We start from the raw sequence: 12,877 nt of genomic DNA on the forward strand, positions 1-12,877 counted from the left end.
CTCCGCATGATTCCCTTCACGGCGGGGATGGCGCATGGTAGGAAGCCCGGCGCTCGTAACCCTTAAGTTGCCAGGTTTTTTTGGATGAAGAACCGAAATACAGCCCGTATTTTGCACTAAATGCTGTTTGGGCGGTGACCGCATAAAAAAAAATGCGCCATTGCCAGCCCTTCCGCTTTTCCCGCTAGTTATAGTTAAGTAAAAATTTCGCTAGGTAGATGAGAGAATACAACACAAGCAGGCCTAAGCTCACATTGAGGGAGTATGGCCGGAATATCCAGAAATTGGTGGATCACGTGACCGCAATGGAGGACCGTGAGCGCCGAACAAAATTCGCTTATACGGTGATCCAGCTGATGAAACAAATCAGCCCGAACGGTAAGGATTCGCCGGAATACGCCCAGAGCCTTTGGGATGACCTTTACATCATGTCGGATTTCAAGCTTGATGTAGACAGTCCGTTTCCGATGCCGTCGCCGGAAGCCATTCACAAAAAGCCGGAGAGAGTTCCGTATACGCAAAGGCACCTGCGCTTTAAGCATTACGGGAAGAACATCGGCTTGATGCTCGAAAAAGCTCTCCAGATCGAAGACGAGGAAGAGCGCTTGCAAGCGGTCGGTACAATCGGCAGGTTGATGAAGACGTTTTACTTGGCTTGGAACAAGGATAACGTAGACGACGCCATCATCCTTGAGAATATGAAGGAAATCACGAAAGGGAAGCTTTCGCTGAATATCGACGTTGTGCGCGAAAGAAGCCTTTTCGGAAACACGGACAGAAGGGATAGCCGAGATAACCGTGACCGCGACTCAAGAGGAAACGGCTCTTATGGCCAAAAGAGACGCGTAATGCCTAATACGAAATACAGAAAGAGGAACTAGTTTTTAGATGGCTTCATTCAAAATTGAGGGGGGACACAAACTAAAAGGAGAGATTGTTCCCCAAGGTGCGAAAAACGAGGCGTTACAAATTCTTTGCGCTGTACTTTTAACCCAAGAAACCGTTACGTTACATAAAGTCCCTGAGATTAGGGATGTTCTCAAACTTATAGACCTGTTGGACGCCATGGGCGTGACAGTGGAAAAAGTGGAGGACGAAACGTATAAATTCACCGCTTCGGACGTTGATGTGGCGTTTTTGGAAACGGAAACCTACAAAAAGAAAGCGGCTTCTCTTCGCGGCTCCATTATGGTGTTAGGCCCGCTTTTGGCCAGATTTGGCAAAGCCCGTATGCCTAAACCGGGCGGAGACAAAATCGGGCGGAGAAGGCTGGACACTCACTTTTTCGGTTTCTCGAAATTGGGAGCCAAGCTTGAGTTTGACGCCGAAGAGCACTTTTATTCAGTTGACGCCTCAGATCTTAGGGGTGCGTATATCCATTTGGATGAAGCCTCGGTTACCGGCACAGCCAACATTATCATGACGGCCGTGTTGGCCAAAGGCAAAACCACGATCTACAACGCCGCTTGCGAGCCTTATATCCAGCAACTTTGCAAGATGCTCAATAGAATGGGAGCCAACATTATGGGTGTGGGCTCGAACTTGTTGTACATCGAGGGCGTGCGGGAATTGGGAGGCACAACGCACACGATGCTTCCGGATATGATCGAGATCGGGAGTTTTATCGGAATGGCGGCGATGACCGGTTCAGAGCTCACGATTAAGGACGCTAGGGTAGACCAACTCGGAATTATTCCGGAAACCTTCCGCCGTTTGGGAATCAAGATGGAAATCCAAGATGATGACATCTACATCCCCGCTCAGGAGCATTATGAAATCGAATCATTTATCGACGGATCTATCATGACGGTAGCCGACGCTATTTGGCCAGGCTTTACGCCGGATCTCCTGAGTATCGCTTTGGTAACGGCGACGCAAGCCAAAGGAACGGTTTTGATCCACCAGAAGATGTTCGAAAGCCGTTTGTTCTTTGTCGATAAATTGATCGACATGGGTGCGCAGATCATTTTGTGTGATCCGCACAGGGCTACAGTCATCGGTTTGGACAGGAAATTCCCGCTTAGGGGAATCAAAATGACCAGCCCTGATATCCGTGCGGGAGTTTCGTTGCTGATTGCGGCCATGAGCGCCGAAGGTACCAGCGTTATTTCCAATGTGGAGCAGATTGACCGTGGATACCAGCGTATTGATGAGCGCCTTAACGCTTTGGGAGCTAAAATTGAGCGTCTTGATGATTAAGGCAAGTCGGATACTGATGTCGCTAGTCTTGGCCTTTGCCGTAAGTTTTACGGCTTGGGCCGATGATTCTCCCAAGAAGAAAGAGCTGAAGCTGATCACGGCCAAGCAACTTTCGGGAAAATTGGGCAAACGTTTTGACCTAAGCGGTTTGGCGATGTATAAAGGTGCTTTGGTGGCCGTAGCCGACAAAGACGACAATAGGTTTGTCTACAGATTGATCGATGAAGGTGAGACTTTTCAGGTTCATCCTTGGATTGCCTTAAAATATAAGGGCAGGTTGGACTTGGAAGGAATAGAGACCTCCGGTTCGCATATTTACCTTATCAACGAAAAGACTTCTGAAGTGCTTCGGGCTTCCGTTGACGGAGATGTCAAGAAAGTTGCAGTTAATTATCCGTCGGCTGATATAGACGTGTCGAGTTGGGGGAATGCCGGCCTGGAAGGCCTGGCCGTTTCGCCGGACGGGAAAACGCTGTATTTGGCCAAAGAGCGCCAGCCTCGCTATATTCTGAAAGTGGTGGCTGGTACCGGAAAAATTGTCGGCAAGTTCAACATGGGGAAAGGCCATGACTTCACTGGCCTGACTATGGACAACTCTGGGCGGTATCTTTACGCTTTGGTGCGGAGTGGCTGGAGGGTGATAAAATACGATCTGGAACAACGAAAAATTGTGGACGAATATTCCTTTGAGAAATCGGCCGTAACGGATAGGCGTAAGATGTATGAGCCGTACGAATATGGCATGGCCGAAGCCCTGGTGGTAACCGATGACCGGATTCTGATCGGGTTTGACAACAACGGAACCAAGGTTTCGAAACAAGCGAAAAAACGCTACGGTTTTAGGGGGAACGCTCCCTCTGTTTTGGTGTTTGAAAGGCCGGAAGGCTTTTGAAATTATTTTTTTGAATATGCGTAACTGTACGGTACGCTTTGAAATTGTTCTTTGCTGATACAATGAACGCTTATGTGATGGCGTTGTATTGAAGCCTGTCTTTATCGGCTGAAGGGAATGCGTGGTGAGGGAAAACTCCAATTTTATTCATGATTTCCCAAAGCTTTAAATTAGGAAGGCGGGTTTGTGTAGATTGGCTAATAATCGTAACTTCGTCTGTATTGACGGGAACGAAGCCGACGGCCGGATTTCCGGCGAAGAGTAATGATATTGTGTAAGTTATAAAATATAGCAAGTCGTGGATATTTTTGAGAAGCTAGACGCTAGAAATACCCCATTGGGACAATACTCTGACGTGAATGAGGGATATTATATGTTCCCTAAGCTCGAAGGAGAGATAGGGCCAAGGATGCAGTTCCAAGGCCGCGAGGTGTTGAACTGGAGCTTGAACAGCTACTTGGGCTTGGCTAACCATCCCGAAATCCGTAAGGCTGACGCGCAAGCGGCCGCTGATTGGGGATTGGCTTATCCGATGGGTGCTCGTATTATGTCGGGTAACACGAAATACCACGAGCAGCTTGAGCAAGAATTGGCCGAGTTCACTAAGCGTGAGGACGCGATGTTGCTGAACTTCGGATACCAAGGCGTACAGTCTATCATCCAAGCGCTCGTTGACCGTAAGGACGTAATCGTGTATGACGCTGAGTCGCACGCTTGTATCATCGACGGTGTATACTTGCACGCCGGAAAGCGTTTGGTGTACAAGCACAACGACGTTGAGAGCCTTGAGAAGCAACTTAAGCGCGCTACGAAAATCGCCGCTGAGACCGGTGGAGGTATCCTCGTAATCACCGAAGGCGTATTCGGAATGTCGGGTAACGTAGGGCCTTTGAAAGAGGTTGTTGCCTTGAAAGAGAAGTACGATTTCCGTGTGGTTATCGACGACGCTCACGGATTCGGCGTAATGGGCGAAACTGGTGCGGGTACAGATGAATACCTCGGCGTACAGGACCAAACTGATATTTATATCTCTACGTTTGCCAAATCAATGGCAAGCATCGGAGCTTTTGTTTCTGGTCCTAAGAAAATCATCAAATACCTGCGTTACAGCACTCGTTCGCAGATCTTCGCCAAGTCGTTGCCAATGCCGTTGGTAATCGGTAACCTGAAGCGTCTGGAAATGCTGAAAAACAGCCCGCAAAAGCAAAAGCTTTGGGAAGTTGTTGATGCCCTTCAAAACGGACTTCGTGAGCGTGGGTTCAACTTGGGTTCTACTAAGTCTCCTGTAACTCCTGTATTCTTGAAGGCAGGTTTGAGTGAAGGCGACGAAGGCTTGAGCAAAGAAGAGCAAACAAGAATCTCGATGACCGAGGCCGGAAACTTGGTTCACGATCTTCGCGAGCGTTTCAACATCTTCTGCTCGGTAGTGGTATTCCCGATTATCCCTCGCGGACACATCCTGTTGCGTTTGATCCCGACCGCCGCCCACACTATGGAAGACGTTCAGGAGACAATCGACGCATTCTCGGAAATCGCTGAGAAGTTGAAGAACAAGGAGTACCGTCAGGACGGTATCGCCGAGTTGATGATCGAACAAGAGGTAGGTCGTCACTAAGATGAATTGTCCCGCCATTGTGCGGAATGAAAATATTAAGGTCGTTTCGGAGATTCCGGAACGACCTTTTTTCTTGGGTGGAATTAACCTGTTCTGGTTACGCTTGTTGTGATCGTTGTTCCGATCAATTTATGAGTCGGTGTCCGGTGGCCAGAATTCGGGAGATGTCGGCCGTGAGGGGCGTGCGTTGGCGTAGGAGATTAGCGCCCAGCTTTCTCCTTTGGAATCTGTCACATCCACTTCGGTTGTGCGGGGGAAGTGCCAGCCTTGTGGCCGGTGCGCAGGCCCTGACGAGATGGCGAGACGTTGGGGGAGCCAGTGTTCATTCCTCAGCTCGTTTTCAAATTCATCCGTCACGGTGTGTCGTTCCGCGTTACCCCATTTCATTAATACGCAATCTTTGGCGTAAGCTTCCGTATCGTCTTCACCCTTCCAAACGCCCGTGTTGGCATGAAGCGCTTGTTCCAGCGCTCGGCCGTACCTTATAAATGCGGGAGCCAAAATCAAGCTTTCGTTGACAACCGAAACTTCAGTATCTTCCGTTTCACGAGGTCCCTCACCTTCTTTCGCTATCAAAGGCTCTGTTCCTACAGCCAGCCAACCGTCTTCCGCATTCTCTTCTTTAAGTTCAAGTTGTCTGTTCTCACCGCCCACAAACATTCGGTGGGAATCCGAAAACGAATCGTCATCAGGAATATAGATGACTGAGTCGCTCCCTTTGCCAGGGATAGTTTCCGCCGAACAATAGCATTTTTGCCGTTTTTTTGCTCGGTGAGGGTCTTTTATCGTTACTACACAGTCATCGAAGTTTTGCCCCATAAAAGTTTTGTAAGGACTGTCGATGCTGATTTTTTTCTTCAGATCATCCGAAAAAGCTCTTTCCAGAAGTTCCCTTCCTTTTCTTTGGGCAATCAGTTTGGCGTGAAGAGCGTCAAGTCTACCCAAGAAGGCGGAATCTTTTGCTTTTCCTTTAACGGGTCTTACCTTTCCAGTCATATTCACTGCCCGGCGCCATGTTTCCTGAACGGTAGCGTCATCTTCTCCCGTATTGTGCCAAATCCTGCATTGATGCTCAATAGTGTGCGCCACTACTTTCTGATGTTCTTTTTGGGATTTGTCAAGCAACCGAAATAGTGAAGGCGTAATTACCGGCATTTCGGGTAAAGACCTTCCGGGCTTATTCCTAAATGGACGGATTGGATGTTGCGAATGCCAATGATAGATTATATGGTCGAGTTCATAGAGCGTAGCCATCCGGTCGTGTAATACCCGTTCGTTGTCATACCCTTGGAAGCCGTCATAAGTTTGCAATTGCTCCATGACTCTGCGGAATATTTCCTGATCTTCTTCAGGTAATATGCCCAGTTCCTCATGGACTTCCAAGTCAAAAGCGGTTGAGGAAAACGAAGGTGGAGCTGGTTTGGAACGCACTTCCACCGTTGGAGATTCCTGTCCCGAAAGTCTGTGTTCGTCTTCAGGTTTGGCGGTGTGCCCAATTACTACGGTTAAAGGAGAAGGAACGTCATAAGCTGGATTTCCCGATTGGCGTTCGTGATAAGTTTCTCCTTTTTTTCGTCCGTACATACGCAGAAAAGAACCTGTATGAGCAAGAAAGTCGAGTTGTTTTGAACGAAGAAAGTCGCTGTTGTCTCCATATTTGGCCAGGTCGTCTCCGGCCATGGTCAGTTCGGGAGTGGCTTGCAAGAGTAATTCGTAATCGGACCAGTTGTCGGCGTTTATGCCGTATCTTTTGAGTAAAATCCGTTCGCGTTGCCTCTCCAGATGCATCCGTCTTCGTATCTGCAGACAAACATAATCTTGCCCGTCGGCGCTTTCGGCCACAACAGCGCCGTGATAATGGCCTTGGGCATAATGCGAGACGTCTTCGTCGTCGTTGCTGCGCATGTATGAGGCCACGTCGTCGCCCAGGTGGGGTTCGGCGAACTGGTTCACGCCCAGTTGCGCTTCCAAGTCCGAAAGTTTGCCTTTCCGTCTCCGGAGCATGGCTTTATAATCTTTTTCCGTTTGTTTTTGGTCAGGTTTGTCCATGGGCGTATCCAGAATTTCCCTGATTCTTTCCTCGTCCATTTTCTTGCCCCGACCTTCCACCATGACCTTGGTGAGTTCATGGATTCCGTTTACGGTTTCTTCACAATTACCACCGATGCCGGCATAACCCAACGGCGGGGCAAGTCGAACTCCGTAAGCGTTGGTTTCGCTCCCTTTGTCCACATCCGGATTCAGTCCGTATAGATAATGGATAACATTGCAACTGCTTCCTCTGAAGGGCATTTTGGCAAAAGGGCCGTAGCCGGTGTGGGCGCTGTGGTCAAGAGGGAGAGGCTCCACTTCGAATAACATTTTACCGTTTACGGCCAGTCTTTGTCCTGTTTCCTGGATGAAAAAAAGGCTTTTGTTTTTCATCAACATTTCACGGGTTCTTTCCAAAACCTCTACCGTTCCAAAAAATGTTTTTGCCTCGTAGTCAGAGTCCAAAACCGCCAGTGTGTGATCATTGGAAATCAGAAAATGACAGGCGGAAGGGGGGACATCCACTTTGTCTTGTTTTAGGTAAAAAAGGCTATGATCGTCAGGTGTTTCGGGAGCTTGTTCGGCTAAGTGAATATTCTGGGCGGAAACAGATGCGCCCTCAAGCGTAGCCCGAACCTTTTTGTTCTTCCTTGTACTGAAAAAAGCCTGGGCAACGCCCCGGTTGAGATTCCCGGCAGGAACGGTCGGTTTTCTGGTTTTATTTTTTTGGACGAACATAAATTCTGACTGGGGATACCGGCGCTCGCTATTGAACAATAGCAAGGCCTATGATGTTGCGAAACAAAAACACAAACCTTTTCGGGTTTTGATTCGATGTTAAACCAAACAACATGAGAAGATTACTTATCCCCGCTCTTTTCCTGTCAGTCTTTGCGCTCTTTTCCTCTTGTAGCGATAATGACGACGACGATAGCACGCCGGCAGTTACGGCTTCGCAGCTTCACGGGACTTGGGCCTTTGAAGATGTTTCTTCTGAACTAATTCTTGACAATCCTTCGGTGATGAACGCTCTTCCGGGAATTGACGCCGAGGCCGTATCGGAAACGTCTTCCAAAGCGATGGCGACCTTGGTAAAAGGCATGAGGCTTTCCCTGGACAGCAAGTATATGAACGGCAATTTTGACGGCAGGCGCCTCACGTGGAAATACGAGGACGGCAAGTTGAAAATGCGCCATACTGAGGCTTTTCATACCAAAGACGATACGGATCATGACCATCAAGGTATGAAGGATACCCGTCATGGGCATGTCAGTATGAAAGGCCTTTTGGAAGGAGGTGAGTTTGACTTAGTGGTTGATAGCGTAGGTCAGGATGAGATGAAGCTCAGCTTGGTTCACCGTATGGCTGTAGGTCCTGTGACGGGACAGACTAGCGTGAAAACGCGAGTGATTCGGGTGGATGAAGGGCCCACGATAACCCGTGATCCGGACGTTGCTTTGACCAAGGAAGCGTTAGCCGGATTCTGGAAAGTACATGATATTGCCGTACAGATGCCGGATCAGCAAATGGGTTTGTCAGATAGTGATTATGCGTTGCTTAAGGCTGCCGTGGAGGCGAATATGAGAAGTGTTTATAAGGGCAGTCATATGAATCTGTTGACAAACGGAAAAGGTGTATACGCCAGCTTACCGATGACGGAATGGACAATGGAGCAAGAAGGTGAGAATCATGAAGTTGTTATACAATTCATGACATTGCCTGCGAATTCTGCATTGCCAAGTAAAGCTCTCTCAGGTAAAAAGGTCGCCGCAAGACTAAAGGCTTTTGAACGCAGTCATATGGAAATGCTGATTACGACGCCTGTCGTGATGAATTTTTCGGGACAGGAAATGAGCTTTGATGTGGTGAACACTATAAGTATGAGCCGCTAAAATCCTTTAAGAAAATCTCCTTCTGGCTTGTGCTGGAAGGAGATTTTTTGCCAAAGAACCTTTTAAAAAGGGTAGCATGGTTTTCAAGGCCAGATTTCATCCACAGAAACGGTTATCGGATCTATTCTCACCAGTTCAGTTTGGAATCCGGTTCTGTCCTGACCTCTGATAGCGAAAAGCGCTTTGAAGTTTTTATTCGGAAAGTCGGACGCCAATCGTTCAAGCCCTTCCAGATTGTCTTTTTGGCAGATGTGCTCCAAGCAGGCGATATTGCTCATGTCCGTGTTCCCGATAACCGAAATTATCTGTCTGCCGTCATCCGTTACAAATCGGCTTAAAGTGGCGTAATCCAAGTTGGGATACGATTTGGCGCTGTTTCCTTGGTATGAGCTTACCGAGTCCGCAGTGGAATACATTAGTCGGTAATCCTGAATCCGGAAATCGATACCGATGGCTTCGCTTACACTTTTCAGAATACCTTGGGTTTTGAAGGATCCGATAAACACTACGTTTTGACCCTTTAGCGTGTGCCAACTCATATTGCTGGCGTACATCATATCTACGGGGATTCGGCCTCCGCCCAAGATGCCCATTACTTTGTAAAGCCCGAAAGGGGCCTGTTGGTTGAGAAACGTCTGGCTCATCTTTTTTACTTTCGGAGCCAGTCCCGGTTGCTTACGGACTAGTTCGTCCAAGTCTTTGTCGGAATTGACGTAAGTGTGCCTTATAGCTCCCCAGCCACCGATAGGACTTTCTCCCCGGAAAAAATAATGGTCGCCCAAGACTATTTTGGTCGGATGTCCCGAGCGTAAAAGGTTTCCCCAGAGAAAAAGGTTGTCGGAAGGTTGGGTAGGGGCGGTAACCCATAAAGTTCCGCCGATAATGGCCAGCAAAAGTCCGGCGATAAGAATATAAGGGGCGGAGAGATTAGCTATTGATAATAAAGCCAATCTGCGGTCTGTGTGGAACGTGACTTTATAGGCGCCCTTCGGTATGTCAAGACGGACTTCGGCGTTTTTGCCTTCGGAGGCGTAATACTCACTAAGCTTTTTGCGAAGATTATGTACGTAAATCCGGACGTTATGGGGTTTGTCCGGATCCGATTTTTTTCCGAAAACCTCATAGGCGATTCTGTGCTCTGTCGGGTTTTCGCCTTTCAGAGATTCTTCCACAAGAAAGGTCAGCAGTCCTTTGTTTACTACCGATTTCGAAAAGCATTGACTGGTCAGAATTGCGTTTAGGCTAACCCGTATTTTACGTTCTTTTGGCATAGTGGAAAAGTATGTCGGCAATTTACAAAAGCCCGGAAACAGGCGGTTATAACTATGTCCGAAATTGCTTACGCTTGTTTTTTCTGCACTTCGAGTGTTGTCTTGTTGTTTTAATTATCTGGTTGACTTACAGGATGGTTAATTCTTTGTTTAACGGTGTTTTTACAAAAAAAAAATTGCGAAAGCTGTTTCTGTTTTTCGGCGATCCTATTTTCAGTGTAATGGCGAGGCATTCGGTCTTTTTGAGTTCGGAAGCCCGTCTCTTTTTTCATTTTAATCGAACGGTATGTTTAGGATAATGATTTCCGCATTGATGGTGATGGTGTTTTTTACCGCTTGCCAACAGGTGCAAAAGACCACAAAGGTAGAATCGCCGGGTAAAAAGACTACGGTATCGTTTCGGATTCGGGATGGCAAACTTCTCTACTCCGCACTCAAAGACGGAGATACGGTGTTGAGGGAATCTGCATTGGGTTTGAGGCTAAAAGGTGGAGGCTTGGAACGCGTCAGGCAACTTAGTCAGGAAAACTCTGCTACAGACGAAAAGTGGGATGCGCCTTGGGGCGATTTTTCAAAGGTTCGTAACCATTACAACGAGATTCGCCTTCATTTGGCTGATGAAAGCAATCCGGATTTAAAATTGAACGTGGTGGCTCGGGCTTATGACAACGGGATAGCCGTGAGGTATGAATTCCCCCGTCAAGGCCGAAAACGTTTTGTAGTGGAAAAGGATCTGATGGAGTTTGATTTTGCGGATGATGTCTCATGTTACGCTCCAAATGGCGAAAGGGACCCTGTAGGTCCGGTAAAGGTTGCTTCCATAAAATCGCTGAAAGCTCCTGTTGTGATGGAATCGCCGAAAGGAAAATTCTTCGCTGTGCATGAAGCTGATCTGAACGATTTTTCATTTATGAATTTCGTGCGGAATAAAAAAGGTTGTTTGGCCGTGAATATCGAAGCGTCGACGGTGGAAGCGCCCAAAGCTTTGCCATGGAGAGTGGTGTTGATGGAAAACAGCCTTGGAGACCTCTCGACTTCGCATTTAATCCAAAACCTGAACCCAGCTCGGCGTATAGCGGACGCCTCTTGGGTTCGTGCGGGAACCTGTACTAACGAGTGTCGCTATTGGGGTGCCAAATTGGAAGACGGTTTCCGTTACGGCAAAAACATGGAGACTTTTAAGCGGATGGTAGATTTTTCCGCTGACAACGGAGTGCCTTACCTGATGGTGGATTCGGGTTGGTACGGCAACCAATGGGACGCTGAGTCAGATCCGTTGACGGAACGCCAGGACGGCGACGCCAAAACGGCCGCCCGCTTTTACAATGGGGACGTCCAGGAAATTAATAAGCTCAGGGGAAAGATTGATATGCCGGGGCTTGTGCGATACGCAAGGGAAAGGCGTGTGGGCGTTTTCATTTATCTGAATGATAAACTGAGAAGGTCAAAGGGGATGGGGTATCTGGAAAAGGTACTGGCAACTTATCACGATTGGGGAGCTGTCGGGATCAAGTACGGATTTATGAAGGAGAAGAATCGTCAGAAGAAAGTTCGCCTGACAAGGGAGATCGTTGAAATGTGCGCCAAATATAAGCTGATGGTTAATTTTCACGATAACCCGATCCATCCGACGGGTGAGGACCGGACTTGGCCTAATTTGGTTACCCGTGAGTTTGGACACGCCCAGTTTGATGCAGGGAGGACATTCTCACCTACAGGTTTCTTGAAGACGATTTTTGTGAATTCTGTCGCTGGACCAGTGGATTTCCAAAACGGGTTCTTCTCTTTGGAAAGTGAGATGGTAGCGGAACGTTTCCAAGTTCGCAAACCATTGTATTCAACCGCCGTGGCCGAGGCCGCCCGGGTGTTGGTAGGCAGTGTGGGGCTGACGATTATCAGCGATCATGATAACGCTTATGAAAGCAAGCAAGACCTATTCGACTTTGTGAAAGAAATGAAAGGCTCTTGGGATGAAACCAGAGTGTTGACTAGCGAAATGGGATCAAAAGCCGTGTATGCCCGCCGAAGAGGTGAAAATTGGTATGTGGGAGGCTTGGTGAATGAAAAAGGAGGCGATTTGAGAATTCCTTTGGGCTTTTTGAAATCGGGAAAGAAATACGAAGCGACCGTGTTTGAAGACGGCTCGGATACGGATTTTGAGAGAAATCAGGAAAGTTATGAGGTAAGCAAAAAAGTTGTTTCAGCCGAGGATGTACTAGATTTTCAATTGTCAAACGGTGGAGGAGTCTGTGTAAGCTTTAAAGAAATGTAGTAACAAATAGGTCTTTTTGAACGGCCTGCGGGCCGTTCTTTACCTTTTTATTCCTGTTTGCTCCACGTCATTCTCAGGCGGGTATTATATGTTTCGCCATTATGCCGAAAAGTGATCCATGTTAAAGTTTTCAATTGATTATCGGTCATTTTTTCGATCTCCATCACGATTTTTTTCCCTTTTACCCAAATGTCTTCCCACCCGAAATCAGGTCCGGAAGAAGAATTGGGATCGAAAGGTGTTTGTGTGGGAGTAAGGCTGAGCGTGTTGTTTTCCAAATCGATTTCCCAGGTGCCTTTGGTGCCGTCACTTTCAAATCTACCGTTTTCTTTAAACAGTATGCTTCCTTGGTTATATGAATCGAGGAAGGGCTGGAGGTCGACTACGTTGGCAAGAGGAACAAGAGCTTGATTGTTAGGTGGCAAAGTGAAAAATGCTTCAAAATCTGAAAAATCCCATTGGGCAAGTAGAGTGTTGGCTCTATCAAGGGGAGGCATCTGGGCGCTCTCTGAGCAACCTGTCAAAAGAATTTCGGACAGGATAAGGAAAAAACAGAAGATGCCGTAGAGTCGCCTCATAAATTTTTTTTCATATAACATTATCGTAGCGGGGCGTGTTTCGTTTTTCTTGTTTTGATACTTAATAAATATGAAATTGTGTTTTTCATAAACGTAAATGTTTGAAATAAACGCCGTAATCCCAATT

General features: G+C 47.5%; 10 protein-coding genes. 6 read left to right on the forward strand and 4 right to left on the reverse strand.

Annotated elements, in window-relative coordinates:
* The first annotated feature begins 218 nt into the window (after positions 1 to 218).
* The 3 genes from AABK39_RS06140 to AABK39_RS06150 are packed head-to-tail and all read left to right on the forward strand — an operon-like array spanning position 219 to position 3,091.
* Positions 219 to 881: a DUF4290 domain-containing protein gene (locus tag AABK39_RS06140; protein WP_338394037.1), complete on the forward strand. Its 663-nt coding sequence runs from the start codon at positions 219 to 221 to the stop codon at positions 879 to 881.
* A 7-nt stretch (positions 882 to 888) separates the two neighbouring features.
* On the forward strand, positions 889 to 2,199 hold the full coding sequence (murA, locus tag AABK39_RS06145; protein ID WP_338394038.1) for a UDP-N-acetylglucosamine 1-carboxyvinyltransferase: 1,311 nt from the start codon (positions 889 to 891) through the stop codon (positions 2,197 to 2,199).
* Positions 2,192 to 3,091, forward strand: coding sequence for an SdiA-regulated domain-containing protein (locus AABK39_RS06150; RefSeq protein ID WP_338394039.1), 900 nt, complete (start codon positions 2,192 to 2,194; stop codon positions 3,089 to 3,091). The genes murA and AABK39_RS06150 overlap by 8 nt, the downstream gene beginning before the upstream one ends.
* Before the next feature lie 70 nt (positions 3,092 to 3,161).
* On the opposite strand, the gene AABK39_RS06155 is transcribed toward AABK39_RS06150, so the two are convergent.
* Positions 3,162 to 3,386: a hypothetical protein gene (locus AABK39_RS06155; RefSeq protein ID WP_338394040.1), complete on the reverse strand. Its 225-nt coding sequence runs from the start codon at positions 3,384 to 3,386 to the stop codon at positions 3,162 to 3,164.
* Positions 3,387 to 3,389: 3 nt separating this feature from the next.
* Between AABK39_RS06155 and AABK39_RS06160 the strand changes: the two genes are divergently transcribed.
* Positions 3,390 to 4,706: an aminotransferase class I/II-fold pyridoxal phosphate-dependent enzyme gene (locus AABK39_RS06160; protein ID WP_338394041.1), complete on the forward strand. Its 1,317-nt coding sequence runs from the start codon at positions 3,390 to 3,392 to the stop codon at positions 4,704 to 4,706.
* A gap of 129 nt (positions 4,707 to 4,835) precedes the next feature.
* On the opposite strand, the gene AABK39_RS06165 is transcribed toward AABK39_RS06160, so the two are convergent.
* Positions 4,836 to 7,475 (reverse strand): hypothetical protein, encoded by a 2,640-nt coding sequence (locus AABK39_RS06165; RefSeq protein ID WP_338394042.1) that lies wholly within the window; start codon positions 7,473 to 7,475, stop codon positions 4,836 to 4,838.
* Positions 7,476 to 7,588: 113 nt separating this feature from the next.
* Between AABK39_RS06165 and AABK39_RS06170 the strand changes: the two genes are divergently transcribed.
* Positions 7,589 to 8,629, forward strand: coding sequence for a hypothetical protein (locus AABK39_RS06170; protein ID WP_338394043.1), 1,041 nt, complete (start codon positions 7,589 to 7,591; stop codon positions 8,627 to 8,629).
* Positions 8,630 to 8,712: 83 nt separating this feature from the next.
* On the opposite strand, the gene AABK39_RS06175 is transcribed toward AABK39_RS06170, so the two are convergent.
* On the reverse strand, positions 8,713 to 9,900 hold the full coding sequence (locus AABK39_RS06175; RefSeq protein WP_338394044.1) for a hypothetical protein: 1,188 nt from the start codon (positions 9,898 to 9,900) through the stop codon (positions 8,713 to 8,715).
* A 286-nt stretch (positions 9,901 to 10,186) separates the two neighbouring features.
* Between AABK39_RS06175 and AABK39_RS06180 the strand changes: the two genes are divergently transcribed.
* Positions 10,187 to 12,172 carry a glycoside hydrolase family 97 protein gene (locus AABK39_RS06180; RefSeq protein WP_338394045.1) on the forward strand — a complete coding sequence of 662 codons (1,986 nt, stop codon included), beginning with the start codon at positions 10,187 to 10,189 and terminating at the stop codon, positions 12,170 to 12,172.
* 47 nt (positions 12,173 to 12,219) lie between these two features.
* Here AABK39_RS06180 and AABK39_RS06185 read toward each other — a convergent pair whose 3' ends face one another.
* Positions 12,220 to 12,750, reverse strand: a complete 531-nt coding sequence (locus tag AABK39_RS06185) for a hypothetical protein (protein WP_338394046.1) — start codon at positions 12,748 to 12,750, stop codon at positions 12,220 to 12,222.
* Positions 12,751 to 12,877: the final 127 nt, after the last annotated feature.

The organism is Fulvitalea axinellae (assembly GCF_036492835.1).
GTDB classification, from domain to species: Bacteria; Bacteroidota; Bacteroidia; order Cytophagales; family Cyclobacteriaceae; genus Fulvitalea; species Fulvitalea axinellae.

What these genes read in the sequence shown, in the direction of transcription:
- AABK39_RS06140 (WP_338394037.1), top strand. Translation starts at nt 219, where the DNA reads ATGAGAGAATACAACACAAGCAGGCCTAAGCTCACATTGAGGGAGTAT.
- murA (WP_338394038.1), top strand. Translation starts at nt 889, where the DNA reads ATGGCTTCATTCAAAATTGAGGGGGGACACAAACTAAAAGGAGAGATT.
- AABK39_RS06150 (WP_338394039.1), top strand. Translation starts at nt 2,192, where the DNA reads ATGATTAAGGCAAGTCGGATACTGATGTCGCTAGTCTTGGCCTTTGCC.
- AABK39_RS06165 (WP_338394042.1), bottom strand. Translation starts at nt 7,475, where the DNA reads ATGTTCGTCCAAAAAAATAAAACCAGAAAACCGACCGTTCCTGCCGGG.
- AABK39_RS06170 (WP_338394043.1), top strand. Translation starts at nt 7,589, where the DNA reads ATGAGAAGATTACTTATCCCCGCTCTTTTCCTGTCAGTCTTTGCGCTC.
- AABK39_RS06175 (WP_338394044.1), bottom strand. Translation starts at nt 9,900, where the DNA reads ATGCCAAAAGAACGTAAAATACGGGTTAGCCTAAACGCAATTCTGACC.
- AABK39_RS06180 (WP_338394045.1), top strand. Translation starts at nt 10,187, where the DNA reads ATGTTTAGGATAATGATTTCCGCATTGATGGTGATGGTGTTTTTTACC.
- AABK39_RS06185 (WP_338394046.1), bottom strand. Translation starts at nt 12,750, where the DNA reads ATGAGGCGACTCTACGGCATCTTCTGTTTTTTCCTTATCCTGTCCGAA.